Origin of the sequence: Ensifer adhaerens (assembly GCF_000697965.2) — a bacterium.
Taxonomy (GTDB): Bacteria; Pseudomonadota; Alphaproteobacteria; order Rhizobiales; family Rhizobiaceae; genus Ensifer; species Ensifer adhaerens.
In genome coordinates this window covers 901,625-926,277 of sequence record NZ_CP015881.1, presented here as the reverse complement: position 1 = coordinate 926,277, position 24,653 = coordinate 901,625, and the positions used below count along the sequence as shown (strand labels likewise).

Here is a 24,653-nt window from a genome sequence, read left to right as displayed (position 1 = left end):
GCTCGCTTCAGCCAGTCGCCATGCAATGGGTCGGTGATAGTTGCTTCGAAGCCGCAAATGACTGGTAGACCATAACATTGGAGATTCTTGATCAGCCGATCTTGTTCCGCGCGCATGTCGAGGACCTGCAGCCGACGACGGCGCTTGTCGCCAGGCGCTCGATGAAAACGTCATTGCGGGCCTTGGCGATATCCATAGCTACCAGTACGGCATCAGCGGGTATAGTGTTTGAAACGATCATGGTCGGTCCCTCCGGAATGGTTGTGAGCATTCACATTCTAGAGAAATTCCGCTGACCATGGCCGCGGTGCGCGCTTGCAGCGAAAAGCTGCGCGCACGGACGGCTCAGTCGCCGAAACTCAACCCTTCCATAGGTGCTAAGAATCCTGCTTCATCGCAAGGGACGCCGCGTCCTTGCTGCGCGACATCGGCATGGAGCGGCGTTAAGATATCAATCGCCGCGCGAGTCCATCAGCTCGCAATCTCAAACCTGAGCATGCCCGGTTATGGGGCAACTCCGCGCGGCGTCGCCAGCCTGGGTTTGTCTGGCCGCCATGAAAGCTGAAAACCGGCACCGCTAAGGTCTAAAGTTGGCTACCGAAGGCACAACCGCGAGGCCCCGCAAATGGGCGGCCAAAATAGTGGCCGCGAATGCAGCCCCCCGGCTGTTGAAGTGTCCGTCCGGGCCATAAAAGGTTTCTGGTTGGAGTTCTTTCTCGAGTGCTGAGGTTAGATCGATTACGTCTACCCCTGCCTCGGAAGCGCTTCCCAGAACCCGAGTTCGCAGCGGTTCATAAGCATGCGCCGCTGGCAGAGGTCCGATAAATCGGTCGAGCTGTGGCACATAGACCAATGTGAATGATCCGCTCCACCCGATCGCCATGGTTTTTGCTCTGCGGAGGACTTCGCCGAACTCGGGAATAGCAGGCGTCGCTTTCGGAAAGATTAGCCCGAGCCGGGTGAAAGTTTGCTGCAGTGCGATAAAATTCCGAAGGATCTCGGTTTTTGTAAAAAGGTCGGCGGCTGTTACTGGTCGGCTATTGATATCGTCCATCATCGACTTTGCGCGCTGCATCATCTCGTTCGCGGTTGAAGGCGTTCCATAATCGGCGCTTTCGGCGAGAGCCGGACGCAGCCAGGGCCGCTCAAGTTCGGCTTGGAGGTTTTCCCAGTCATTGCCCTCAAAAAAAACCATAAAGACGTGGCGTGGTTTGAACATCGGGCCAAACCGCCCCAGCGTCGCCAGCTCTGTCAGCGGTCCGTTACCGCGAATTCCCATGCCGATGGCATGAATGCCTTCTCGGCGCAGCTGCGACACCATGTTTTCTTCCGGCGGCAAACAAAAGCCCTCAACGAAAGAATCTCCTAGCAACATAGATTCTAAACGCGTTGTCTCATACAGAGCATCCGGATTGTTGAAGCCGTAGCGATCGGCGCGGTAACTAACAACACTATCCGGTCCAGAGCAAAGCACGACTTGCGTCTTCGGGAACCCTGACAGAACGGCTTCGCGTAATTTGGTTGCGCCGGATAGCTTATTGAGCTGTGCGAGCGTGAATCCTCGGACCATGTCTTCGCGTTGCGCCATCGCCTCGCTTTGCTGCTTTGACAGCTGCCCGAGCATCGATAGACGAACCGGTACGGAGCGCACGGTGAGCAGCGCCTCGAAGAGAAAAAGTCCCATCAGGATGCTCAAGCCGTAGATACCCACGCCGGTCGCCACCCTTGGGGGAGCGAGGAGTCCCACACAAAGGACGATCAGCGATAATGCGGCAGGGACGAGAACGTATCGCACAAGGAGGGGGGCGGTGGAGGCATACTCATCGAAATGCCAAACAGCGTAGATTGGGCTCAGCAGCCAATAGGATGCAAGTACCCCACATAAAATCGCCGAAGTTTTTCTAGAAATCATCACGCTAACATCCAATTGTATAATTCTTTTTCATGCAACTCACTAAAATCGTGTAGATATTTACTTGCATATACTACTCCCATTGAGCTTCTCTGAAAAAGCGCCAGCGTTAGGGAGTGCACCATTTCTCCTGACGAGTCAGGTATTAAAACGGGTTAATGTGCCTGGGTGATGCCACTTTCGGCGCCAAGCGGGGATGGATCCCGCTGTAAACCTCGATACGTCTACCGAGTTCCGGAGCACTTGTCGGCGAACGCAAAGCGAGATGCATATGGTCGCGTTTCAGTGTTTTGACGAAAGCCTCCGACATACTGCTGGATCGAGGGCTGGCGACTGGCGTGAAGTCAGGGACCAGATTGAGGGCCTGAGCAGACACCTTTGTTTCCCTTCCTGTGAAAGCAGACCCTTTTGGGTCCACGCCTGCCACCGAAGCGTTTCTTCCACTGCTTCCATTATCGCATTGCGGCCGTCAGAACCGGAAATCCCGACATTATCTGCCGATCGAACGTTTCGATAGTGGACCGAGGCAGTCCAGCAGGTGAACACCAGGGCATTGGACGGTGACGTCAAGTACGTCGCTGCAGGTCGCAATGATGAATGAGTTGATCGACTTTGGCCCCTCCTTGACATCCGTCGCATTTAAGCATTCCACAGTCTGCCGCAGTTCGAACACGGGAAATAGCTTATCCTTCCAGGGGGCCGGATTTATACCGTGGATTGCGAATAAGGTGACCGATGTAAACATGTGCGGCCCCGCAACATCGGAACTTCCTAAAATAAGATTATATCGTGGGTTGCGCGAGTCAAGGTGGTCGTTAGGCGGCGATTACGTTCCAAAGCATGAAACCGGCGATGAGATACGCTTTATCGGGGATTTGGCAGATGGTCCGTTACAGAAGCCGACGGCTCTGACTGAGCGACAGGCCCTCCACAGATCGACCGACCCGCTTGCTCTCAACATACACAAGCCTACGCGTTAGCGATGTGGGTCTCGCATCCGGACCCCGCACGAACTCCAACACAGCGCTTCGTGCAAGCGAACATCAAGCGTCTAGTCGAAGTGGAGCACGGCGCAGGATTTCGGTCTTGTCGCCGGCCGTGTGCTCGCGCGCCGCCAACGCCACGGCGTCCCACTGGGAGAGGATATGTTCGGCGTCGTAGCGTCGGACATTGGCTTCGGCGTTGGCCGCGAGACGGGCGCGCAGGGTCTCGTCGCCCATCAGGTTGGAGAGGGCTTCGGCGAGGGCGTTGATGTCGCCGTTTTCGACGAGGATGCCGTCGTCGCCGTTGGCAATCATGTCGGTCGGGCCCCATTCGCAGGCGAAGGAGACGACGGGGAGGCCTGCGGCCATCGCTTCAAGCAGGGCGATGCCCCAGCCTTCGTAGCGGGATGACAGGACGAAGAGGTCGGCGGTTTCGACCCAGAGGCCGGGTTTCGCGGTGACGCCGGGCATTTCCACCCGGTCGGCCAATCCGAGCGCGTTGCGCTGGGCTTCCAGCGCTTTTCTCGCCTCGCCTTCGCCCCAGATGACGAGCTTCCATTCGGGGTGGTCGCTGGCCACCTTTGCGAAGGCTTCGAGCAGCAGATCGAAGCCCTTTTGCTCAGTCAGGCGCCCGACGGCGGTGAGCACATTGTTGCCGCGCTTCTTTTGCCAGCCGTCGGGCAGATTGATCGCATTGGCGATCACCCGGCTGGAGCGGCGAACATTCGGCGGGAAATAGTCCAGCGCACCCTTGGTCATCGTCACCAGCGCAAAGGCGCGCGGGTAGAGACGAAGCTGCAGCCATTTCCAGAAGGGGCCGAAGGGCTGCACCGCCGGGTTGTTGCGCTCGGACACGATCACCGGAAGCCTGAGGCCTCGTGTTGCGAGCAGCGTCAACACGTTCGTGCGCGTCAGGAAGCTCAGCACGAAGTCGGGACGGGTGCGGCTGATCGTCGAGCGCAGTCGGTAGAGCCGCCTTGCCACCAGCCAGGCGGCCCGCAGCTTCCCAGCCTTCTGAACCGGCACGTCGAGCCGCTCGATGGTGACGCGCGGATCGAGCCTGTAATAGGGTTCGGAGGTCGGCGCTTCGAGCGTAATCACCGTGACGGTGCAGCCGAGGCGGGCCCAGTGGCTGGCAACGAGACTGACGACGTGCTCGGTGCCGCCGGCGCCGAGTGCAGAAACAATGATGGTTATGCGCGCGCCCGTGATGCCGGCCACTCTGATTCCTTGCACTTTCGCTGCTCTCAGCTCACTCAGGTATATTACGGGTCCCTTAAATTCGGCGCAATCGCTCTTTCGGAGCATCCAGACTGGTTTTCCGCGGCCAAGAATATGCCGCCAGGGCAGGAGCTCTGGTTGTAGTAACGACAAAAATCGCCGGGCTATTGAACGGAAAGAGCGGATTGACGTGGTAGCACAGCGCCCGCATTTGCACAGTCAGCGCCGCTCGCGTAGTTCGAAATTTGCCAGAAGCGCGATATAGAGAAAAGCCCATCCGTGAAACAGCGCTGCGCAGTAGATGACGTTGTAGCTAACATTGGGCCAGACAGTCTCGATCTGGTCGCCATGCTCAATCAGGCCATAACTGAGGAAGCCGACGCCGGCGTTGATCGCTCCGGCGCCGAGCGACAGGGCGGAGCCGAGCAGAAGCTTGAATAGGATAGACTGGTCACGGAAGCGAAAGAGCACCGCCGCCATCGCATAGGACATGAGTGTCCCGCTGAGCATTAGGATGAGCGTGATCGGCAACATCTCTATTGGGTCGTATCCGAGGGAAGACCACAGCGTGTTGCTGATGACGAACTGCATCAACTGGTAAAGAAACCCAAGGAAGAGCGTTGCCCGTCGAAGGCTTGCGGTATACTCCGCACCTCTAGGTGAAACCGTGTCGTTTTCTCGTGCCATGTGGGTATTATCCTTCAGGTCCATACGGTTGTCGACTGCCGCTTGTCCGCGAAATCAAGCCGTTTGTAGCAAGCCGAATTCTCGCTTTCTGCGGGCGAAGGACGCCTGCTCTGTCGATGAGCCGGCCTTGAGTTGTCCAGAGATGCCTTCATCTGGCGCGCGTTCGACAGGAGGTTAGCGACCAGAACTGCTTCGCAGTGGGATTCGACGGTAATGCAGTCGCTAAGTGGTCCTATAAACATCCGCTATGTCCGCCCTCAGCGCTATGCGCAGGATCGCTAGACTGGGCGTTCGCGCATGGCGACGCCTCCTAACAATCCCTTCACGTGTGTTGAAATGATGTCGCGCAGTGCGTTAAAATAAGCTAGACCTAATATATCGTAGCGCTGGTATCAGTTTGAACCATGAGACCTGACATTGTGGCAATTGGTGCGCCTGCTGGGGGGGTAGAAAGCCTCACGGATCTCGTTGGGCGACTGCCGGAAAACCTGTCGGCGGCCGTCCTAGTGGTTCTTCACCGCTCGCCATTCCCCGATAGCTATCTGCCACAGACTTTGAGGCGGGTGGCCCATTTGCGTGTTGTGGTTCCAATCGAGGGAGGACCCCTCGAGATAGGGGCTTGCTTCGTCGGACCGCCGGACAAGCTCCTGACCGTCGGATCCGGACACCGGACGCACCTCCTCGCCGACGGATATTATCGAGGGTACACAATAGATGCGCTCTTTACGTCACTCGCCTATAGCGCCGGGAGACGCGTAATTGGTGTAACCCTTACAGGGCTGTTGAAGGATGGAAGGCTGGGACTGAGGGCAATTAAGGAGGCTGGCGGCACGGTGGTAGTGGAGGAGCCTAAAGAGCCCGAGATCACGGAAATCCACTTTGGTGCGTTTAAGAGCGAAATCGATTTCACTGGAACGGTTCCCGCAATTGCGGATTTTATTTGCGAACGGGTACGATCGGGTTGACGAAGCTCGCGTGGGTTATGAGGTAGACCGCACGGCACCCTTCGAGAAGGGCTGCGTTCGCGATGCGGCAGCGCACCGGGGCGCCTTCGCCGTTACGCCAGAGTATCCTGGAGTCGACAGTGCGTGGTTCTCGCGCCCTGTAAATCTGGATGTCGTTGACGGAGCACAGCATCGAGAAGTTTGGCCGCCTCGTCGACCAAAATGTCGCTCAAGCCATTATCTGAGCGGCCTCGTCGAGGCAGAGCCGCAGCTCGAACTCGTGACGCCGATCAACATCAACATCGTCTGCTTCCGTTACCACCCGGCACCAGAACGAACGCCGTCATCTCCGACACGACGGTACACGGCGAGCATTGGCAGCGCGTGGCAATCAACAATCACCGGACGCGGGGAGGACCTGGACCAGTTCGTGCGCGAAGTTGTGAGACTCGGAGGGGAGATCGTCGCAGGCGGCGGCATCGGCTGACACATAGTTCTGCAAGCCTCCAAGCGTCACCGGGTTGCGGCCGGTTCTTGCGCCGGCAAGGTTTCTGGCTCCGGCGTGGCTTGGAGCACGCGAACCATCTCAGCGATCGCGGCTTCCCGTTGCGGATCCTTGCCGGCCGCATAGGCAAGCGGAAAGGCCACCTGCAGATCTGGCGCGATGCCCACCCCCTCAAGCCTTAGCCCGTCGCCGATGACCGCATCCGACACTGCCACTTCCAAGAGGCTGTCGTCCGGTAGCACATAAGCACGGCCGGCAAGCAGAGCACCGACGGTCCGCTCGCCGACGAGCGGGATCCCGTGTTGCCGCAACGTATAGGCGAAAAGTTCGAGACCGCTGCGGGTTCCGTTGTCGATCAGCGCGACCACAGGCTTTTGCCAGCGGAAATTGGCAAGCGTGGCTTCGCCCCGGCGCGGAACCAACCGGAAAGTTGGCGTACCGCCGACCAGAAACTCGGCTGCGTCTGCCGGCCCGCCGCCCCAGCGGCCGCGCAGGTCGACGACGAGGCCTTCAGCAGCCTTCAAGCGGCCGCTCGAAAGCGCCTCGGCGAGGACATCAAGCCCGTTTCGCGTTGAAAGGGTCCAGAGGCGCACATAGCCGATCTTCCGGCCGCCGGTCTCGACCAGTGCGATGCTCTCTTCGATCGCGCGCTCGAACATCGGAAGTGGTCGCAACCTCTCGACCGGAACCTGCAGCGACAATGGGTCCGCATCGCGATGGCGGCGGAGCCGAAGCTCGACCGTGCGGCCGACCTTGTCTTCGAAGGATCCGATCTCATGATAAGCCTGCCCGTCGACCGAAAGGATCTCGTCGCCGACGAGGAGGCCCGCCTTCTTTGCAGCCGACCCGTCATAAACATCGCTGACGAAGCGCTGCCCGTTATCGAGTGTCGTCACCATGCCGATGCCGGGATAGCGCGCGGCGCCATCCGGCGGAAAGAGACGCCGCATATCGTCACGGATGGCGAAGCGGAAAATGTCGGCGAGCTCGAAATAGTCGATCGTGTCGGCTTTGAAACGTCCGGTATGGGAAACCCCAAGACTTGCAAGGACGGACGTGACCGCCGCATCGACGCGTGAAGCCGGGCTCGTCCTGGAAAGCGCCGCCACGGGATCCGTGATCTCCGCCTGGGCGGCGGTATTGAAACGGTCAAGCGCCTTGCCGTCAAAGAAGTTCGCATTCACCAGCTCGATCACCCGGTCGAATGTCGGCTCACCGGAGCGTGGCAGCTCCGCCGCCCATGCCACAGCGGCCATCGACATGACGAGGCTGGCGATCAACGCTGTACACCTTAGTCTCGGCCGCATGGTCTTTGCTCCCGTTTCGCGCCACCGATTATCGAGAAAAGCGCGCGCGCCTGCCGGCAAAATCGCGTGATCACGCCGTGATGCCGCGTCCCCGGTCCCCGATTTGCCGAAACCGCTGCCGCCAAACCTTTCAGGTTTGTGTCAGGTTAGGGTGGCTTGTGTGGTGCATCGATCGCTCCGGGGACAGAGGCGATTGCCCTCTCGTTTGGCGTGCTCCGGAAAAGAAAGGAAAGTGCGAATGGTTGGCAAGGCCCCGCATCTACACGTGCACGACAACAGCCACCGCCGGGACGAGGTATTCGCCGCACCGGACCAAAACGTCGGCGACTTCGCCTTCAATGCCACCGTGGCCGCCGTCTTCGACGACATGGTCAGCCGCTCGGTTCCCTACTACGGCGAAATCCAGCGGATGGTTTGCGAACTCGCCAGTGACTTTGCCGAAGCCGATACCAACCTCTACGACATCGGCTGCTCGACCGCGACGACGCTGCTCGGGCTCGACGCCATGGTTGATCCCGCCGTGCGCTTCGTCGGCATCGACAACGCTCCGGACATGATCGAGAAGGCGAAGGAAAAGATCGTCCAGGCAAATTCCAACCGGGCGATTGATCTGAGGGGCGGCGACCTGCACCACGGCATCGAAATCCACAATGCCAGCGTCGTCCTGATGCTTCTGACCCTGCAGTTCGTGCGCCCCCTCTACCGCGAGCGCGTCATGCGCTCGATCTATGACGGCCTCAACGAGCGCGGCGCTCTGCTGCTCGTCGAGAAGCTGACCAGCGAGGACTCGACGTTCAACCGCTTGTTCATCGAGCACTACTACGACTACAAGCGCCGCAACGGCTATTCCGAGATCGAGATCGCCAGGAAGCGCGAGGCGCTTGAAAACGTCCTCATTCCGTACCGCCTGGAGGAAAATTTCCAGCTGCTGAAGGAAGTGGGTTTCCGCAGCGTCGAGGTCTTTTTCCGCTGGTATAATTTCTGCGGCATTGTCGCGATCAAGTAGGACGGACCGACCATGATCGCGATCGGCAATTTTCTCTTCCGCTTCCGCAACCAGCTTTTTCCCGCGATCATCGTGGTGTTGTTCCTCCTGATGCCGCCGCCGGCATTGGTGTTAGACAACCCGCTGCTGACGCTGGCCAAGGATGCGGTCGCGATCCTTGTCATTCTGGCCGGCCTCGCGCTTCGCGCGACGGTCGTCGGCTATCAGTATATCCAGCGTGGCGGCCTGAGAAAGAAGGTCTACGCCAAGGACCTGGTAACCGAGGGCATGTTCGGCGTTTGTCGGAACCCGCTCTATGTCGGCAACATGCTGCTCTACTGCGGCGTTTTCCTGCTGCACGGCAACCCGCTGCTCATCGTGATCGGCATTGGGCTCTTTGCCTTCATGTACCAATGCATCGTCTATGCGGAGGAGGCTTTTCTGCTTCGCACCTTCGGCGAAGCCTATCAGGCCTATTGCCGTGACGTGCCGCGCTGGGCGCTGCGCCTTTCAAACTTCAGCAAATCCACGGAAGGAATGGCGTTCAACATCAGACGTGTCGTCGGCAAGGATTACTCGACCGTCTCGGCGGCCATGATCGCGGTGCTTGCGACGGAGATGTACAAGCTCGCGACCTACGAGCCATCAGGCCGGAATGTTGGCGTGCTGGCCGTTCTTGGCGGCGCGATGGCTCTGGTCGGGATCGCGACGGCGGTGATCAGCTACAAGAAGAGGCGCGGGGCCTTTCGCGATCCCGTCGCCTCCTGAAATCCTCCCATTCTTGCGCCCTGTATGCGGCGGCCGAGACGGGCAGCCTCACCGCATTTCGCCGCTTGGGCGCTCAAGGACTTGACGGCCATCCCCGATCGACCCTAGGCAAGGACGAACAAGTGTCCGGTGATATCTTGAGAGTCCTACTAGTCGAAGACGATCAGGTTCTGGGGGAGGCGCTGCGCGACCATGTCGCCGCCGCCGGCCACGCGGTCGATTGGTTCAAGCGCATCCTCGATGCGGTGGCGGCGACCGATACGGTAACCTACGGACTGATCCTGCTCGATCTGCGATTGCCCGATGACGAAGGGCTGACGCTCCTGCGCTCTCTCCGCGCACGCGGCGACGGCACGCCCGTAATCATTCTGACAGCGCACGACCAGATATCCGACCGGATCGAGGGGCTCAACAGCGGGGCGGACGACTATCTGGTCAAGCCCTTCGATCTCAATGAACTGACGGCCCGCATGCTGGCCGTTTCCAGGCGCTATACGGGCAACGCGACGCCGACGGTCAAGCTGCCCGGCATCGAGATCGACCAGGTTCACCGCAAGATCGCCGTTAATGGCGACAGCCAGAGCCTGAGCGCTCGGGAATGGGCCGTTTTGGACAAGCTGGCCGCGCATCCCGGCGCCCTCGTGTCGAAGGCGCAGTTGCACGATGCGCTTTACGCCTTCGGTGCCGAGATCGAAAGCAATACGGTCGAGGTCTATATCAGCCGCCTGCGCAAGAAGATCGGGTCTGACCGGATCGAGACCGTGCGCGGTCTCGGCTACTGCCTCAGGTGATCGCATGTCCGACAAGAGGAGCATGACCCGCAGACTGGCCATTGCGCTCACCAGCGTCGTCGCCCTCTTCTGGTTTGTTGCGCTCGGGCTTGGCGTCTATGTGATGCAGGACGAGTTCACCGAAATCTTCGACAGCGGCGTGCAGGAAACCGCCGAACGATTGTTGCAGATCGTGGCTAACGAGACGACGAGGGACGCGCCCAGCGGCTTGGCCCAGGCGTCGGTTACGGCGCCCGCGCTCAATTCGCAATTCCTTACCTACCAGGTGCGCGACCGCGACGGCCGCGTTCTCTTTGACGACGGCGCGCCGGAGCCCTTCGCGGTTCCCCTTGCGACCGGCTTCTCGCAGACCCCCACCCATCGGATCTACACGGCCGGAACGACTGACGGATCACTCTATGTGCAAGTTGCCGATGCGATCGAACATCGCACAGAAGCGCTCATGGAAGGCGGAACGGCGCTGCTTTTGCCGCTGCTCGTGCTGATACCGGGCAGCATCCTTGCGATCGTCTTCGTCGTTCGCAGCACGCTGTCGCCCGTGTCGCAGCTGCGCGACGATATCCTGACCAAGGACAGCGGTAATCTGGCGCCGATCGACGAGGCGACGCTGCCGCGCGAACTGCGGGCGATCGCGCGTTCCGTGAACCTGCTTCTGGCGCGGCTGAAGGCGGGCCTAGAGGCGGAGAGGGAATTCACCTCGAACAGCGCCCATGAGCTGCGGACCCCGATTGCCGGTGCGCTCGCGCAAACCCAACGGCTGGCGCGCGAGGTGCCGCCGGCATACCAACCGCGAACCGCCCAGATTGAACGTGCGCTCGTGCATCTGAGCCGGCTTGCCGAGAAGTTGCTGCAGATGTCGCGCGCCGAAGCGGAGATTGCCATTTCGGACGAGCAGCACGATCTGCTGCCGGTGTTGATGGTCGTGATGCAGGATCTGGAGCGATCCGCGCTCGGCGCCAACCGCCTGAACGTTCAGGTCGCCAAGGGCACCGTACTTGAACGGCCGATCCGCGTGGACGCCTTTGCGATCGTCTTGCGCAATCTTCTTGAAAACGCCCTGATCCACAGTCCGCCGGGCAGCCGGGTCGATCTCCATGTTGACCCAATGGGTATCCGCGTCACGAACGAAAGCGCTGTTGTCGCCGAGGACGTCCGCGCCAACCTGACCAAGCGCTTCGTCCGCGGGCCGACCGAGGCCTCCGGTTCCGGGCTCGGGCTTGCCATCGTTGAGCGGCTGGTCGCGCAGATGCAGGGCCAATTGCTCATCGCTTCGCCGGCGCGCGGCAAGACGCAGGGGTTTGAGGTCGAAGTCCGCCTTTGACGGCTGCAGGACCGGTCAATCCGGTCGCGTTTCCGTTCCTCGCAATCAAGGTCACGCGAGGAAAGGACGAACAAGCGGGACGCCTGTAACTGCGCCCCGCCTGCCTCTGGATCTTACTGCTGGTCGAGCGCGCGGCTGAGGCTCAGCGCCGCGATCGTGCAGATCGCACCCGAAATCAGGTAGCCGCCGATGAAGATGATGCCAAAGCTGCTGGCCAGCCCGAGTGCCACGAGCGGCGCGAAAGCGGCGCCGACGAGCCAGGCGAGGTCCGACGTCAGAGCGGCACCCGTGTAGCGATAGTACTGGGTGAAGCGCGAGGAGACGGCGCCTGAGGACTGGCCGAAGGAAAGGCCAAGGATGGCGAAGCCGATCAGGATGTAAGCGTCCTGGCCCTTGCCGCCGGCATCGAGCAGGAAGGGGGCCGAGAAGCTGAAGATCGCGATCAGGATCGCACCGATCATCAGCTGGTTGCGGCGACCGACCCGGTCGGCAATTACGCCCGAAAGCACGATGCCGATGGCGCCGACGACGGCACCTGCCACCTGAACCCACAGGAATTCAGCCGCCGACTGGCCGCCGTTGAGCGTCACCCAGCTCAAGGGGAAGATGGTGACGAGGTGGAACATTGCGAAGCTTGCGAGCGGCACGAAGGCGCCGAGCACGACGTCGATGCTGTGCTTGCTCAGCATCTCGAAGACCGGCCGCGCCTCAAGCTCCTTGGCTTCCATGGCGGCGCCGAACTCCTTGCTGGCGACGATGCGCAGGCGCGCGAAAAGCGCCACGACGTTGATCGCAAAGGCGACGAAGAACGGATAGCGCCAGCCCCAGGCGAGGAAATCTTCCTGCGAAAGGTTGCTGACGAAATAACCGAAGAGGATGCTCGCAAGCGCAAAGCCGATCGGCGCGCCGAGCTGCGGGATCATCGCGTACCAGCCGCGGTGATTCTGCGGCGCATTGAGGTTCAGCAGCGATGCGAGGCCGTCCCAGGCGCCGCCGAGCGCAAAGCCCTGGCCCAGCCGGAACAGCGCCAATAGCGCCACCGCCCAATATCCGATTGTGTCATAGCCGGGCAGGAAGGCGATTGACGCCGTCGAGCCACCGAGAATGACGAGCGCGATCGTCAGCTTCGTGCCGCGCCCGTAGTTGCGGTCGACCCACATGAAGACGAAGGAGCCAACCGGGCGGGCGAGGAAAGCGAGCGGGAACAGCGCGAAGGACATGAGCGTCGCGGTGACCGCATTGGGCGCGAACGGGAAAATCAGCTTCGGAAAAACGAGGATCGAGCCGAGGCCGTAGACGAAGAAGTCGAAGAATTCCGAGGTTCGTCCAATGACCACGCCGATGGCGATGCTGCCCGGGGACAGAGGCTTGTCGTCCTCGTGAATGCGACGTGCATCCCGCTCGAGACCAGACGATGTTGGGTTAGCGACCGAAACCATGAATTTCTCCGACGATCGAACGTCTTGTCGTTAGAGTGTTGACCAATTGGCGTCTGATATCAAGAATGCCGTGCACGTACCTGCGCACATGCCTCATTCGAGTTCGTGCCTAACGTTCGCTGGAACAGCCGGCATCGAACCGACAATATGCCTTTGCGCCCGTACAAACGCGCATAGAGCGATACGGTCGTCACTGCACTGCGGCAAAATGTTGCGCTGCGACGATGGACCTCACTTCCATGCCCGATCATGCCCGAGTAATGCCGACTAGACAAAACGCAAGTTGAGGCCGCAATGCCGAAGCCATACAGTTTAGCCGGACGATCGACGATTGCCGTCCTGTTGCTCTCCGTTCTCTCGGGATGCAACATGGTGGTCATGTCGCCTTCCGGTGATATCGCCGCGCAGCAGCGGGATCTGATCGTTATTTCGACGGTCCTGATGCTGTTGATCATCGTTCCCGTCCTTTTCCTGACGCTGTTCTTTGCCTGGCGCTATCGCCAGTCGAACACGGCCGCCAAGTATGATCCGGAATGGCACCATTCCACCGGCCTCGAAGTCATCATCTGGTCGGCGCCGCTCGCGATCATCATCGCGCTCGGCGCGATCACCTGGGTCAGCACCCACAAGCTCGACCCCTATCGACCGCTCGATCGGATCGATGCGGCGCGCCCGGTGACCGAAGAGATGAAGCCGATCACCGTCGAAGTCGTCGCGCTCGACTGGAAATGGCTGTTCTTCTATCCGGAATACGGTATTGCCACGGTCAACGAGATGGCGGCGCCGGTCGACGTGCCGATCAACTTCAAGATCACTGCCTCGTCGGTGATGAACTCGTTCTACGTTCCGGCGCTCGCCGGCATGATCTATGCCATGCCCGGCATGCAGACCAAGCTGCACGCCGTCATCAACAAGGCAGGCGAATACGAGGGCCTTTCGTCCAACTACAGCGGCGACGGCTTCTCGCACATGCGCTTCAAGTTCCACGGCGTGGACCAGGCGGGCTTTGACGCCTGGGTTGCCCGCGTCAAGCAGAACGGCACGATGCTCAATCGCGACGCCTACCTGAAGCTCGAAAAGCCGAGCGTGAAGGAGCCGGTGCGCTACTACGCTTCCGTCGAAAACGGCCTCTATGAAGCCGTTCTCAACATGTGCGTGCGCGAAGGCCAGATGTGCATGAAGGATATGATGCACATCGACATGATGGGCGGAGCCGGCGTCGAAAGCCATGAGAACCGCGCCAAACTCGAGCATGACAACCGCCATACGGGCGGAGTGACCGAAGCGGCCGCACCGGCCGCGACCTTCCCCGAAACCGGTAACCCCGCCAAGAGCGAGGAACCGGCCGAGGGCGTCAAGGAAGAGCAGCCCGCGGCTGAGCCCATGAACCACGACATGCACAAGACGCACTAGGACTTTCGCGCGCTCGCCGGCTTTGATCCAGCGAGCGCCAGGGCCCTTCGGGCCGCAATTCGAGACATATTGGAAGACCCATGTTTGGTGACACCAGCCTCACGCAATTCATCTTCGGGCGGCTTACCTGGGAAGCGATCCCATACCACGAGCCGATCCTTGTCGTGACCTTCGCAGCCGTGGCCGTGGGCGGCCTGGCGATCCTCGCGCTGATCACGAAGTACAAGCTCTGGGGCTATCTCTGGAACGAGTGGTTCACGTCGGTCGATCACAAGAAGATCGGCATCATGTACATCATCCTGGCGATCGTGATGCTTTTGCGCGGATTTGCCGACGCGATCATGATGCGCATACAGCAGGCGATCGCCTTCAACGGCAACGAAGGCTATCTCAACCCGCACCACTACGACCAGATCTTCACTGCCCACGGCGTGATCATGATCTTCTTCGTGGCGATGCCCTTCGTCACCGGTTTCATGAACTATGTCGTGCCGCTGCAGATCGGCGCGCGCGACGTCTCGTTCCCCTTCCTCAACAATTTCTCGTTCTGGATGACGACGGGCGGTGCGGTCATTATCATGATGTCGCTGTTCGTCGGTGAATTCGCGCGCACCGGCTGGCTCGCCTATCCGCCGCTCTCGGGTGCCGACTACAGTCCCGGCGTCGGCGTCGACTATTACATATGGGGCCTACAGGTGGCGGGCGTCGGGACGACCTTATCCGGCATCAACCTGATCGCCACGATCGTGAAGATGCGCGCTCCGGGCATGACCTTCATGAAGATGCCGGTCTTCACCTGGACGTCGCTCTGCACCAACATCCTCATCGTCGCGACCTTCCCGATCCTGACGGCGACGCTTGCGCTGTTGTCGCTCGACCGCTACCTCGGCTTCAACTTTTTCACCAATGACCTTGGTGGCAATCCGATGATGTACATCAACCTCATCTGGATCTGGGGCCACCCGGAAGTCTACATTCTCGTGCTGCCGGCCTTCGGCATCTTCTCCGAAGTCGTCGCGACCTTCTGCGGCAAGCGCCTGTTCGGTTATACGTCGATGGTCTACGCCACCTGCGTGATCATGATCCTCTCCTACCTGGTGTGGCTGCATCACTTCTTCACCATGGGTTCGGGTGCCTCGGTGAACGCCTTCTTCGGCATCACCACGATGATCATCTCGATCCCGACCGGGGCGAAGATGTTCAATTGGCTCTTCACCATGTATCGCGGCCGTATCCGCTACGAACTGCCGATGCTGTGGACGATCGGTTTCATGGTGACCTTCGTCATCGGCGGCATGACCGGCGTCATGCTGGCGATCCCGCCGGCCGACTTCGTGCTGCACAACTCGCTGTTCCTGATTGCCCACTTCCACAACGTCATCATCGGCGGTGTGCTGTTCGGGCTGATGGCCGGCCTTGTCTACTGGTGGCCGAAGGCCTTCGGCTACAAGCTCGATCCCTTCTGGGGCAAGATGAGCTTCTGGTTCTGGCAGATCGGCTTCTTCTTCGCCTTCATGCCGCTCTACGTGCTCGGCCTGATGGGGGTCACCCGGCGTGTCAGCCAGTTCGAGGATCCCTCGCTGCAGATCTGGTTCATCATCGCCGCCTTCGGTGCGGTCCTGATCGCCATCGGCATCGCGTCCTTCATCATCCAACTTGTCGTCAGCTTCCTGCGTCGCGACCAACTGCGTGAAACCTCAGGCGATGCCTGGGATGGCCGCACGCTCGAATGGTCGACCTCGTCGCCGCCGCCGGACTACAACTTCGCCTTCACGCCCGTCGTTCACGACCATGACAGCTGGTACGACATGAAGAACCGGGGTTACGAGCGTCCGCTCGAAGGCTTCAAGCCGATCCACATGCCGAAGAACACCGGCACTGGCATCATTCTCTCCGGCATCAGCGTCGTGCTCGCCTTCGCGTTGATCTGGTACATCTGGTGGCTGGCGGCGGTATCCTTCATCGCCCTGATTGCGGTCTCCATCGGCCATACCTTCAACTACAACCGTGATTTCTTCATTCCCGCGGAAACCGTCGCGGCGACCGAAGACGCACGCTCGAAACTGCTTGCGGAACGGATCTGAAACGATGAGCCAAACCCAAGTCCAAGAAACAGAAAAGCCGCAGTTCTACCTCAAGGAAGAGCACCACCCGGAGCACAGCACTATGCTGGGCTTCTGGCTCTACCTGATGAGCGACTGCTTGATCTTCGCCGTTCTCTTCGCCACGCACGGTGTGGTCGGGCGCAACTACGCGGCAGGTCCCGCACCAGCCGACCTGTTCGACCTCAACCTGATCGCCATCAACACGGCGATGCTGTTGTTCTCGTCGATCACCTACGGCTTTGCCATGCTTCAGATGGAGCGCAACGCCAAGATGGAGACGCTGTTCTGGCTCGGCGTCACCGGCGTGTTCGGAGCGATCTTCCTCGCGCTCGAGCTCTATGAGTTCTACCACCTGATCCACGAGGGTGCCGGTCCGACGCGTTCGGCCTTCCTGTCCTCGTTCTTCACGCTGGTCGGCACGCACGGGCTGCACGTCACTTTCGGCATCATCTGGCTGATCACGCTGATGGTGCAGGTCAAAAAACATGGCTTGAACCCGGAAAACCGCCGCCGCCTGATGTGCCTCTCCATGTTCTGGCACTTCCTCGACGTCATCTGGATCGGCGTCTTCTCCTTCGTCTATCTGTTGGGAGTACTCGGATGAGTTCGCAGCATCCTGGCCACGAAAGCGCGTTCGAGCCTCACCACGCGCACAGCCATCCGGGCGACGCTGCCGGGCATGGTTCGCTCAAGAGCTACATGACGGGCTTCATCCTGTCGGTCATCCTGACGGCTATCCCGTTCTGGCTGGTCATGAGCGGCGCGCTCGACAGCAAGTTGCTGACCGCCGTGCTCGTCATGGGTATCGGCGTCGTCCAGATCGTCGTGCACGTTATCTACTTCCTGCACATGAACGCCCGTTCGGAAGGCGGCTGGACGCTGATGGCGCTGATCTTCACGATCATCATCGTCGGTATTGCGCTCGCCGGCTCGCTCTGGGTCATGCATCATCTCAATACCAACATGATGCCGATGACCCACGAGATGATGAAGAACATGCCCTGATCAGGGGCGGGTAGACGCGAACATGACCGGCGGCCGCGACGTGAAAGGGGAGGGTGCGAAAGCATCCTCTCGCGCCAGGTTCCTTCTGACCGGCGCGCTCCTGTTTCTCTGCGCCATCTTCGTGGCGCTCGGGACCTGGCAGATCCAGCGGCTCTTCTGGAAGCTCGATCTGATCGCTCGCGTCGATGCGCGTGTGCACGCTGACGCCGTCCCGGCCCCGTCGCGGCCGGACTGGGGCGGCATCACCCGAGAGAACGACGAATACCTTCGCGTCACGGCAACGGGTACCTTTAGCCACGACAAGTCGGTTCTGGTGCAGGCCGTAACCGAGCGGGGCGCCGGGTTCTGGGTGTTGACGCCGATGCGCCGCGAAGACGGCACGACGGTTCTCGTCAATCGTGGCTTCGTGCCCGCCGACCGGCGCGATCGGACTGCCCGCGCCGAAGGCGAAACGCCTGGGACCACCGGGATCACCGGGCTCTTGCGCATCAGCGAACCCGGCGGCGCCTTTCTTCGCTCCAACGATCCGGCTGGCGATCGCTGGTTTTCCCGCGATGTCGCGGCAATCGCCGCAGCACAAGAGCTGACGGATGTCGCGCCCTATTTCATCGACGCGGACGCGACGCCAAACCCAGGCGGCCTACCGATCGGCGGTCTCACAGTCGTCAGCTTCCGCAACAGCCATCTTGTCTACGCGCTGACGTGGTTCGCGCTGGCGGCCATGAGTGTGGGGGGCGCATACCTCGTCTTTCGAAGCCGGAAGAGGCCAAGCGCGGAATAACGATTCTCTTCGCGACGGCTGGCCGCCATTTTCGTGCACTCCTCCTGAAGTTGCTGACCTTGGGGCCGTCACTCGGCGCAGCTGAAGTTCAGTCGGCTGCGGCGCCAAAAAGTGTGATAGATAAGCCACATGGCAACGGCCGACCGCATTTTCTCCGGCAATGGTGAGTTGTGCGATTGACTCAGTACCTTCCACTTTATTAGCTGCCTCGACTGGGAGATGGGGCTAATTTTCCCGGCATATATTGGGGGTATTTATGGGGCTGCGGTGCGGAAGCGTCGCGGGCGGGAAGATTTTTTCGTCTGCATTCCAGGGTTTGTATTTCAGGACATTTTTCGCGGCGATTGGCATTCTTCTGGCTTCTGCCATTGGTGCCTCGGCGCAGGTTGTGACGATTTCGGCGAACCCGGCGACCTTCAATGCGGCTGGCGACACGATCAATTTCAGCTATGTGCTGAACCCCGGATCCTACAATATTCTCAGCATCGCGCCTGCGACCACCGCGAACAAGGGCGTCGTCGTTTCATGCCCGGCAATCCCGGGCGGCGGCACGACGTCTTCCGTGACCTGCACAGGCTCCTATCAGGTCGATTCCCTCGATGCGATGTCCGGCCAGTTTTCCGATTGGGTCACATTCACGGGCACGCGCACGGGCGGCAACTACACCGCCAACAGCAACAACATCGTCGTCAAGGCGGCCACAGGGGGACCGGTTGTCGTTGATGTCGTATCTTCCCCGAGACCGTCGCTGCCGGGCGAACAGGTTTCGGTGACGGCAACGGTATCGTCGATGGGCTGTAACGCCGGACAGTCTCCGCCTGGAAACGTGACGATCACGATCGGATCGCAGTCGACGACCCTTGGGTTGACGCCGACCGGGCCCGTCAGCACGGCATCGTCTGCGACCTTCCAGACATCGACGCTGCCCCTCGGACAGCACGCGGTTTCCGCCAGCTACGGTGGCGGCAGCGGCTGCAGCACCGGCACTGCGACCGGCGCCAGCCACTGGGTCGACACCAAACCGACGGTCGCGATCAACCAGGCAGGCTCGCAATCCGATCCCAGCGCCAAGACATCCGTTGCGTTCGATGTGGTGTTCAGCAAGTCCGTCACCGGCTTTTCCGCTGGCGACGTCCAGATTTCAGGCACGGCCGGCGCGACGACGGCGAGTGTTTCGGGATCGGGCGCCAATTACACCGTTTCGGTCAGCGGAATGACGCAGGCAGGCACGGTCGTGGCGTCCATACCCGCCGGCAAGGCCACGAGCGCGGCCGGCTTTACCAACGCCCTATCCACCAGCACCGACAATTCGGTTGCCTACGCACCGATTGCGATTTCGACTACAACGCTGCCGAACCCGGTCTACAACCAGGCCTATGCGGCGCAAACGCTAAGTGCCACCGGGGGATCGGGCACCTTGAGTTACGCAACGACCTCCGGTGCACTGCCCGCCGGCATGGCGATCTCGAGCGGCGGCGTCGTCTCCGGCACCCCAACGGCAAGCGGTCCGTTCAATTTCACAGTGACAGCGACCGATCCCGAAGGCTCGACCGCCTCGCGCGCATTCTCCATCACCATCGCTGCGCCGACGATCGCGCTCTCGCCGGCGACGCTTCCTGATCCGACCGCTGGCACCGCCTATTCACAAACCCTGGCGGCATCAGGCGGCGCAAGCCCCTACACATTCGCCGTCACGCAGAATGCCTTGCCCGCTGGCATGACGCTGGCGAACAACGGAGTGTTGTCGGGCACTGCATCGATCGGTGGCGCCGTCACCTTTACCGTTACGGCAACGGACGCCTATGGCGCGACCGGCAGCCAGGTCTTCACTGTCGACGTCGCGCCGACCGTGCCCGACGCGCCCACCATCGGTGCGGCCGTGGAGGGGGACGCCTATGCAGACGTGTCGTTCACCGCCCCGGCGTCGAACGGCGGCGCGACGATCACGGGCTATACCGTGACGTCGAACCCCGGCGGCATGACGGCCACGGATACGACGAGCCCGATCAGGGTGACTGGCCTGATCAACGGCACGAGCTATACGTTCACCGTGACCGCCACCAACAGCGCCGGGACAAGCACCGCGTCGGCCGCCTCCAATGCGGTGACGCCGCGATCCGCACAGACGATCACGTTCGCCAATCCGGGTACGCAGGCGTTCGGCACGTCGCCGACATTGACGGCGACGGCAAGCTCCAGCCTGGCTGTTGCCTTTACCTCGTCGACTGCCGGCGTGTGCACTGTGACGCCCGAGGGCGATTTGACCTTCCATCAGGCCGGCAGTTGCACCATCGCAGCCGATCAGGTGGGCAACGGAACGTACCTGGCTGCACCGACGGTCTCACAGACGTTCACGGTCGATGCCGTCGTACCCGGCGCACCGACGATCGGAACCGCAACCGCCGATGTCGCTTCGGCGTCCGTCGCCTTCACGGCGCCGGCGAGCACGGGTGGAGCGTCGATCTCTAGCTACACCGTGACGTCGAACCCGGGTGGCTTCACCGGGACGGGGTCGTCAAGCCCGGTCGTGGTGACGGGTCTCAGCAATGGGACCAGCTATACATTTACGGTGACGGCAACCAACAGTGCCGGCGCGGGGCCAGCGTCGGCGGCCTCGAACGCCGTCACGCCGCGCGCAACCCAGACGATCACCTTTGCCAATCCGGGCGCGCAGACGTTCGGGACCACGCCGACATTGACGGCATCGTCGGACGCGAGTTTGCCCGTTGCCTTCACATCCTCGACCGCGGCCGTGTGCACGATCACGCCGGGTGGTAGCATGACCTTCCACAGCGCGGGGACCTGCGCGATTGCTGCCGACCAGGGCGGCGACGGCACCTATCTGCCTGCGACGACGGTCACCCAGAGCTTTACCGTCAACGCGGTTGTTCCGGACGCCCCGACGGTGGGCACGGCTATCGCTGGCGATGGCGAGGTGTCCGTCAATTTTACCGCGCCGGTAAGCGCCGGCGGTGCATCGATCACCGGCTACACGGTCACGTCCAATCCCGGTGGTTTTGTTGGAACGGGCACGTCGAGCCCGGTCACGGTCGGCAGTCTCAGCAACGGCACCAGCTACACGTTCACGGTGACGGCGACCAACGCTGTCGGCGCGGGACCGGCCTCCAGTGCGTCGAACACGGTGACGCCCAAGGCGCCACAGACGATCACCTTCGCCAATCCCGGCCCGCAGGACTATGCAACGCCGGTGACGCTTTCGGCGAGCGCCAGTTCCGCTCTGCCGGTCACGTTCCAGTCTCTGACGACGCCCGTCTGCGTCGTCACGTCAACCGGCGATGTCACATTCCGCAATGGCGGCACCTGCACCATCGAGGTCTCGCAAGCCGGTGACAGCGCTTACCTGGCCGCGTCCAGTGTGAGCCAGTCCTTCCTCGTCTCCGCGCCGATATTCGCCTTCACGCCGGCGGCCGGCGCTTTGCCGACCGCAACCGTGGCAACGACCTACAGCCAGAGCTTCACGGCCAATGGCGGCACGGCGGCCTACAGCTACGCCTTGGCCAGCGGCGCGTTTCCGGCCGGACTTTCGCTCGACGCTGCCGGTACGCTGTCCGGCACGCCAACGGCGGACGGCAGCTTCACCTTTACGGTTCAGGCGACCGATACCCATGGCGCGACCGCAACCAGCGGCAGCTATAGCCTGGAGGTTCGCATCCAGGCGCCGATCGCCAACGCCACGACGGCAACCGTTGCCGCCAACTCGTCGGCCAACGGGATTACGCCGAACCTTACGGGCGGCACGGCCGCTTCGGTCGCTATCGCAGCGCCCCCATCGCACGGTACGGCCACGGTCGCGGGTAACACATTCAGCTATACGCCGGCGGCCGGCTTCTCCGGCGTCGACAGCTTCACCTACACGGCGGCGAATACGACCGGAACGTCCGCTGCAGCGACGGTCACGGTGACGGTGTCTCCGCCGACATTCGCCTTCACGCCGGCTGCGGGTGCGCTTGCCGGTGCGACCGTTGCAGACGCCTATGACCTGACGATCATCGCCGCCAACGGAACGGCTCCCTACACCTATGCGGTCACCGGTGGTGCACTTCCGGCCGGCTTGACGCTTGCTGCCGACGGTCGCCTGTCCGGAACGCCGACCGCCGATGGAGCGGCAACGTTCACGGTGACGGCGACCGACGCGAACAATGCGACGGGCACCGCGAACTATAGTCTCGCGGTCGCCGTCGAAGCGCCATCGGCCGGTCCGGTTGCAGCGACTGTTGCTGCGAACTCCAGCCCAAATGCTATCAGCCTCAGTCTGACCGGCGGGGCGGCAACATCTGTGGCGATCGCCACCGCGCCCGCGCATGGCACAGCTACGGCGACGGGGACAACGATCCTCTACACGCCTGATGCCGGCTATTCGGGCGCTGACAGCTTCACCTATACGGCAACGAACGCGACCGGCACGTCGGCGCCTTCAACCGTTTCCGTCACGGTCTCGCCGCCGATGCTGTTGTTGTCGCCGGCAGGCGGGGCGCTTGCCAACGGCGTGCCCGGCGTTTCCTACAGCCAGAACATCTCAGCCAGCGCCGGCACGGCCCCCTACAACTACGCGGTCTCGTCGGGTGCTCTGCCGGGCGGTCTGTCGCTCGATGCCTCAAGCGGGACGATCTCGGGACGACCTTCGGCCGATGGCGATTTCGCCTTCACCGTGACGGCGACCGATGCCAATGGCGCGACAGGCCAGGCCAGCTATCAGATCGCCGTTGCCTCCGCCAGTTTCGTCTTTACCCCGTCGGCCGGTGGGCTTCCCGACGCGATGGTCGGCGAAGCCTATTCCCAACGCGTCTCGGCGACCGGTGGCACCGGCGCGCTGGTCTACAGCCTCAAGAGCGGCGCCCTGCCGAATGGCATGGTGCTGAATATCTCCACTGGCGAATTGACCGGACCGCTCGCGGCCGATGCGGTGCCTGACAGCTATCACTTCACCATTGCTGTGACTGACAGCCGCGGCGCCAGCGGTTCGGCCGCCTATACGCTGAAACTGAACGCTCGTGCGGTGACGGTGCCCAATGTCGTCGTCGAGGTTCCGGCCGGTTCGACGCCGAAGGATGTCTATCTCAACGGTGGCGCCACCGGCGGTCCGTTCACCGACGCATCGGTTGCCTCGGTCTCGCCGCCCTTTGCCGGCACGGCCGAAATCATCGAAGGCGAGCTTGCCGCTGCCACCAGCTTCACGCCGGTCGGCTTCTATCTGAAGTTCACGCCGAACCCGTCCTATTCCGGCTCGGCGGTGGTCAGTTATACGCTCAGGAGCGCGCTAGGCTCGTCCAATATTGGCTCCGTCACCTACAAGATCGCGCTCGATCGGGAGGCTGCCGGCGAAGAGATCGACGGGCTGGTGCGCGATTTTGTGCGCAATCGCCAGAACCTGTTGTCGTCGACGGTCAAGGTGCCCGGCCTGATCGAACGGCGGCGGGCGGCGATGAGCACCGATCCGGTGACGACGGCGGTGACGCCGTCGGAAAAGGGTGCCCGCCTCGGCTTCTCCTCCAGCCTGTCGCAGATCCAGGCGGCGCGCGATGCCGCCGATGCGGCAGCAACCGGTCAAACCTTCGTGGCGACCGACCGGCCGTTCGACATCTGGGTGAACGGCAGTTTCCTGTTCCACAAGGATGAAGACGACAGAAACGACAAGTGGGGCAATTTCGCCCTGTTCTCGCTCGGCGCCGATTATCTCTTAAGCGATCGGGCGCTCATCGGCCTGTCGTTCCACTACGACTACATGACCGATCCGACCGACGCGGATGCCGAGCTTAAAGGCAACGGCTGGCTGGCCGGTCCTTATGCCTCGTTCGAGATCGGCCAGGGCGTCTTCCTCGACGCCAACCTGCTCTATGGCGGTTCGTCCAACGACATCGACACCGGCATCTTCACCGGCACGTTCGACACCACCCGCTGGATGGCGGACGTCAAGCTGACCGGCGAATGGCAACTGGATGAGGCGACGGTGCTGATGCCGAAGCTGAGAGCCGTCTACTTCAATGAAGAGACCGAGGACTACACCGTCAAGAACCCGCTCGGCGAGGTGATCGATCTCAAGGGCTTCATCGAGGAACAGGCCCGTCTCAGCATCGGCTTCGACGTCGAACGCACCCTGGAGCTGGAAAACGGGCTGATCCTGTCGCCGACAGTCGGCGCCGATGTCGGCTTTGCCTCGCTTGACGGCGAGGGTCTGTTCGGGCGGGTGTCGGCCGGGCTTGCGCTCAGCAACAACGACAACTGGGACCTCGACTTCTCGCTGCTCTTCAACATCGAGGGCGACGGTTCGAAGTCGGCCGGTGCCAAGGTCGGCGCCCGCGTCCGGTTCTGATCGCGCGCAACCGGTTCGGGCAGGCAGGCTGCCCGAATCGGCGCTCCACCGCTGCCTTTCCGCTCCCGGATATGCACCGGTCCATTGCGTTCTGACCGTTTAAATCGCGTTGGAAAGATTACGGGCTTCCGTCAAACATTAAAGATGAGTAATAG

Annotated in this window: 16 protein-coding genes and 1 pseudogene; 12 read left to right on the top strand and 5 right to left on the bottom strand. The window is 61.4% G+C overall.

All coding sequences use genetic code 11. The features are described from left to right. Positions 1 to 577 precede the first annotated feature (577 nt). The 3 genes from FA04_RS23850 to FA04_RS23835 all read right to left on the bottom strand — a co-directional run bounded on the left by FA04_RS23850 (position 578) and on the right by FA04_RS23835 (position 4,803). Positions 578 to 1,912: an alginate O-acetyltransferase AlgX-related protein gene (locus FA04_RS23850; protein WP_034797906.1), complete on the bottom strand. Its 1,335-nt coding sequence runs from the start codon at positions 1,910 to 1,912 to the stop codon at positions 578 to 580. Positions 1,913 to 2,955: 1,043 nt separating this feature from the next. Beyond that, entirely contained in the window at positions 2,956 to 4,116 is a 1,161-nt protein-coding gene (locus FA04_RS23840; RefSeq protein ID WP_234798771.1) for a glycosyltransferase family 4 protein, read from the bottom strand. 219 nt (positions 4,117 to 4,335) lie between these two features. Then, positions 4,336 to 4,803, bottom strand: a complete 468-nt coding sequence (locus tag FA04_RS23835) for a hypothetical protein (protein WP_143106268.1) — start codon at positions 4,801 to 4,803, stop codon at positions 4,336 to 4,338. A 404-nt stretch (positions 4,804 to 5,207) separates the two neighbouring features. Between FA04_RS23835 and FA04_RS23830 the strand changes: the two genes are divergently transcribed. Together FA04_RS23830 and FA04_RS34365 are read left to right on the top strand one after the other, a co-directional pair. After that, positions 5,208 to 5,768 (top strand): chemotaxis protein CheB, encoded by a 561-nt coding sequence (locus FA04_RS23830; RefSeq protein ID WP_051659209.1) that lies wholly within the window; start codon positions 5,208 to 5,210, stop codon positions 5,766 to 5,768. Between the two features lie 34 nt (positions 5,769 to 5,802). Continuing rightward, positions 5,803 to 6,234, top strand: a pseudogene (locus FA04_RS34365) (pyridoxal phosphate-dependent decarboxylase family protein); the annotation flags it as partial. Positions 6,235 to 6,260: 26 nt separating this feature from the next. Here FA04_RS34365 and FA04_RS23825 read toward each other — a convergent pair. After that, complete coding sequence (locus FA04_RS23825) at positions 6,261 to 7,559, bottom strand: S41 family peptidase (RefSeq protein ID WP_051659208.1); 1,299 nt, start codon at positions 7,557 to 7,559, stop codon at positions 6,261 to 6,263. A 238-nt stretch (positions 7,560 to 7,797) separates the two neighbouring features. Between FA04_RS23825 and cmoA the strand changes: the two genes are divergently transcribed. The 4 genes from cmoA to FA04_RS23805 all read left to right on the top strand — a co-directional run bounded on the left by cmoA (position 7,798) and on the right by FA04_RS23805 (position 11,424). Continuing rightward, complete coding sequence (gene cmoA, locus FA04_RS23820; RefSeq protein ID WP_034790738.1) at positions 7,798 to 8,565, top strand: carboxy-S-adenosyl-L-methionine synthase CmoA; 768 nt, start codon at positions 7,798 to 7,800, stop codon at positions 8,563 to 8,565. A 12-nt stretch (positions 8,566 to 8,577) separates the two neighbouring features. Next, a complete protein-coding gene (locus FA04_RS23815) occupies positions 8,578 to 9,312 on the top strand; it encodes a methyltransferase family protein (RefSeq protein ID WP_034790736.1) in 735 nt (244 codons plus the stop codon). A gap of 137 nt (positions 9,313 to 9,449) precedes the next feature. Beyond that, positions 9,450 to 10,103: a response regulator transcription factor gene (locus tag FA04_RS23810; protein ID WP_034790832.1), complete on the top strand. Its 654-nt coding sequence runs from the start codon at positions 9,450 to 9,452 to the stop codon at positions 10,101 to 10,103. A gap of 4 nt (positions 10,104 to 10,107) precedes the next feature. Continuing rightward, complete coding sequence (locus tag FA04_RS23805) at positions 10,108 to 11,424, top strand: sensor histidine kinase (RefSeq protein WP_034790734.1); 1,317 nt, start codon at positions 10,108 to 10,110, stop codon at positions 11,422 to 11,424. Between the two features lie 113 nt (positions 11,425 to 11,537). On the opposite strand, the gene FA04_RS23800 is transcribed toward FA04_RS23805, so the two are convergent. Then, on the bottom strand, positions 11,538 to 12,863 hold the full coding sequence (locus tag FA04_RS23800) for an MFS transporter (RefSeq protein WP_034790732.1): 1,326 nt from the start codon (positions 12,861 to 12,863) through the stop codon (positions 11,538 to 11,540). 294 nt (positions 12,864 to 13,157) lie between these two features. Here FA04_RS23800 and cyoA point away from each other — a divergent pair, with 294 nt between their 5' ends. From cyoA to FA04_RS23770, 6 genes are all read left to right on the top strand, one after another. Beyond that, entirely contained in the window at positions 13,158 to 14,276 is a 1,119-nt protein-coding gene (cyoA, locus tag FA04_RS23795; RefSeq protein WP_034790699.1) for a ubiquinol oxidase subunit II, read from the top strand. A gap of 80 nt (positions 14,277 to 14,356) precedes the next feature. Further along, complete coding sequence (gene cyoB / locus FA04_RS23790; RefSeq protein ID WP_034790697.1) at positions 14,357 to 16,360, top strand: cytochrome o ubiquinol oxidase subunit I; 2,004 nt, start codon at positions 14,357 to 14,359, stop codon at positions 16,358 to 16,360. Between the two features lie 4 nt (positions 16,361 to 16,364). Then, positions 16,365 to 16,985 carry a cytochrome o ubiquinol oxidase subunit III gene (gene cyoC / locus FA04_RS23785; RefSeq protein ID WP_034790695.1) on the top strand — a complete coding sequence of 207 codons (621 nt, stop codon included), beginning with the start codon at positions 16,365 to 16,367 and terminating at the stop codon, positions 16,983 to 16,985. After that, positions 16,982 to 17,386: a cytochrome o ubiquinol oxidase subunit IV gene (cyoD, locus tag FA04_RS23780; RefSeq protein WP_034790693.1), complete on the top strand. Its 405-nt coding sequence runs from the start codon at positions 16,982 to 16,984 to the stop codon at positions 17,384 to 17,386. Before cyoC ends, cyoD begins: the two co-directional genes overlap by 4 nt. A gap of 22 nt (positions 17,387 to 17,408) precedes the next feature. Continuing rightward, complete coding sequence (locus FA04_RS23775) at positions 17,409 to 18,167, top strand: SURF1 family protein (protein ID WP_051659207.1); 759 nt, start codon at positions 17,409 to 17,411, stop codon at positions 18,165 to 18,167. Positions 18,168 to 18,555: 388 nt separating this feature from the next. Next, on the top strand, positions 18,556 to 24,498 hold the full coding sequence (locus FA04_RS23770; protein ID WP_167550714.1) for a putative Ig domain-containing protein: 5,943 nt from the start codon (positions 18,556 to 18,558) through the stop codon (positions 24,496 to 24,498). The last annotated feature ends 155 nt before the right edge of the window (positions 24,499 to 24,653 follow it).

Bases quoted from the DNA above. Each gene is read 5' to 3' on its own strand.
- FA04_RS23850 (WP_034797906.1), bottom strand. From the start codon at position 1,912: ATGATTTCTAGAAAAACTTCGGCGATTTTATGTGGGGTACTTGCATCC.
- FA04_RS23835 (WP_143106268.1), bottom strand. From the start codon at position 4,803: ATGGCACGAGAAAACGACACGGTTTCACCTAGAGGTGCGGAGTATACC.
- FA04_RS23830 (WP_051659209.1), top strand. From the start codon at position 5,208: ATGAGACCTGACATTGTGGCAATTGGTGCGCCTGCTGGGGGGGTAGAA.
- FA04_RS23825 (WP_051659208.1), bottom strand. From the start codon at position 7,559: ATGCGGCCGAGACTAAGGTGTACAGCGTTGATCGCCAGCCTCGTCATG.
- cmoA (WP_034790738.1), top strand. From the start codon at position 7,798: ATGGTTGGCAAGGCCCCGCATCTACACGTGCACGACAACAGCCACCGC.
- FA04_RS23815 (WP_034790736.1), top strand. From the start codon at position 8,578: ATGATCGCGATCGGCAATTTTCTCTTCCGCTTCCGCAACCAGCTTTTT.
- FA04_RS23805 (WP_034790734.1), top strand. From the start codon at position 10,108: ATGTCCGACAAGAGGAGCATGACCCGCAGACTGGCCATTGCGCTCACC.
- FA04_RS23800 (WP_034790732.1), bottom strand. From the start codon at position 12,863: ATGGTTTCGGTCGCTAACCCAACATCGTCTGGTCTCGAGCGGGATGCA.
- cyoA (WP_034790699.1), top strand. From the start codon at position 13,158: ATGCCGAAGCCATACAGTTTAGCCGGACGATCGACGATTGCCGTCCTG.
- cyoB (WP_034790697.1), top strand. From the start codon at position 14,357: ATGTTTGGTGACACCAGCCTCACGCAATTCATCTTCGGGCGGCTTACC.
- cyoC (WP_034790695.1), top strand. From the start codon at position 16,365: ATGAGCCAAACCCAAGTCCAAGAAACAGAAAAGCCGCAGTTCTACCTC.
- cyoD (WP_034790693.1), top strand. From the start codon at position 16,982: ATGAGTTCGCAGCATCCTGGCCACGAAAGCGCGTTCGAGCCTCACCAC.
- FA04_RS23775 (WP_051659207.1), top strand. From the start codon at position 17,409: ATGACCGGCGGCCGCGACGTGAAAGGGGAGGGTGCGAAAGCATCCTCT.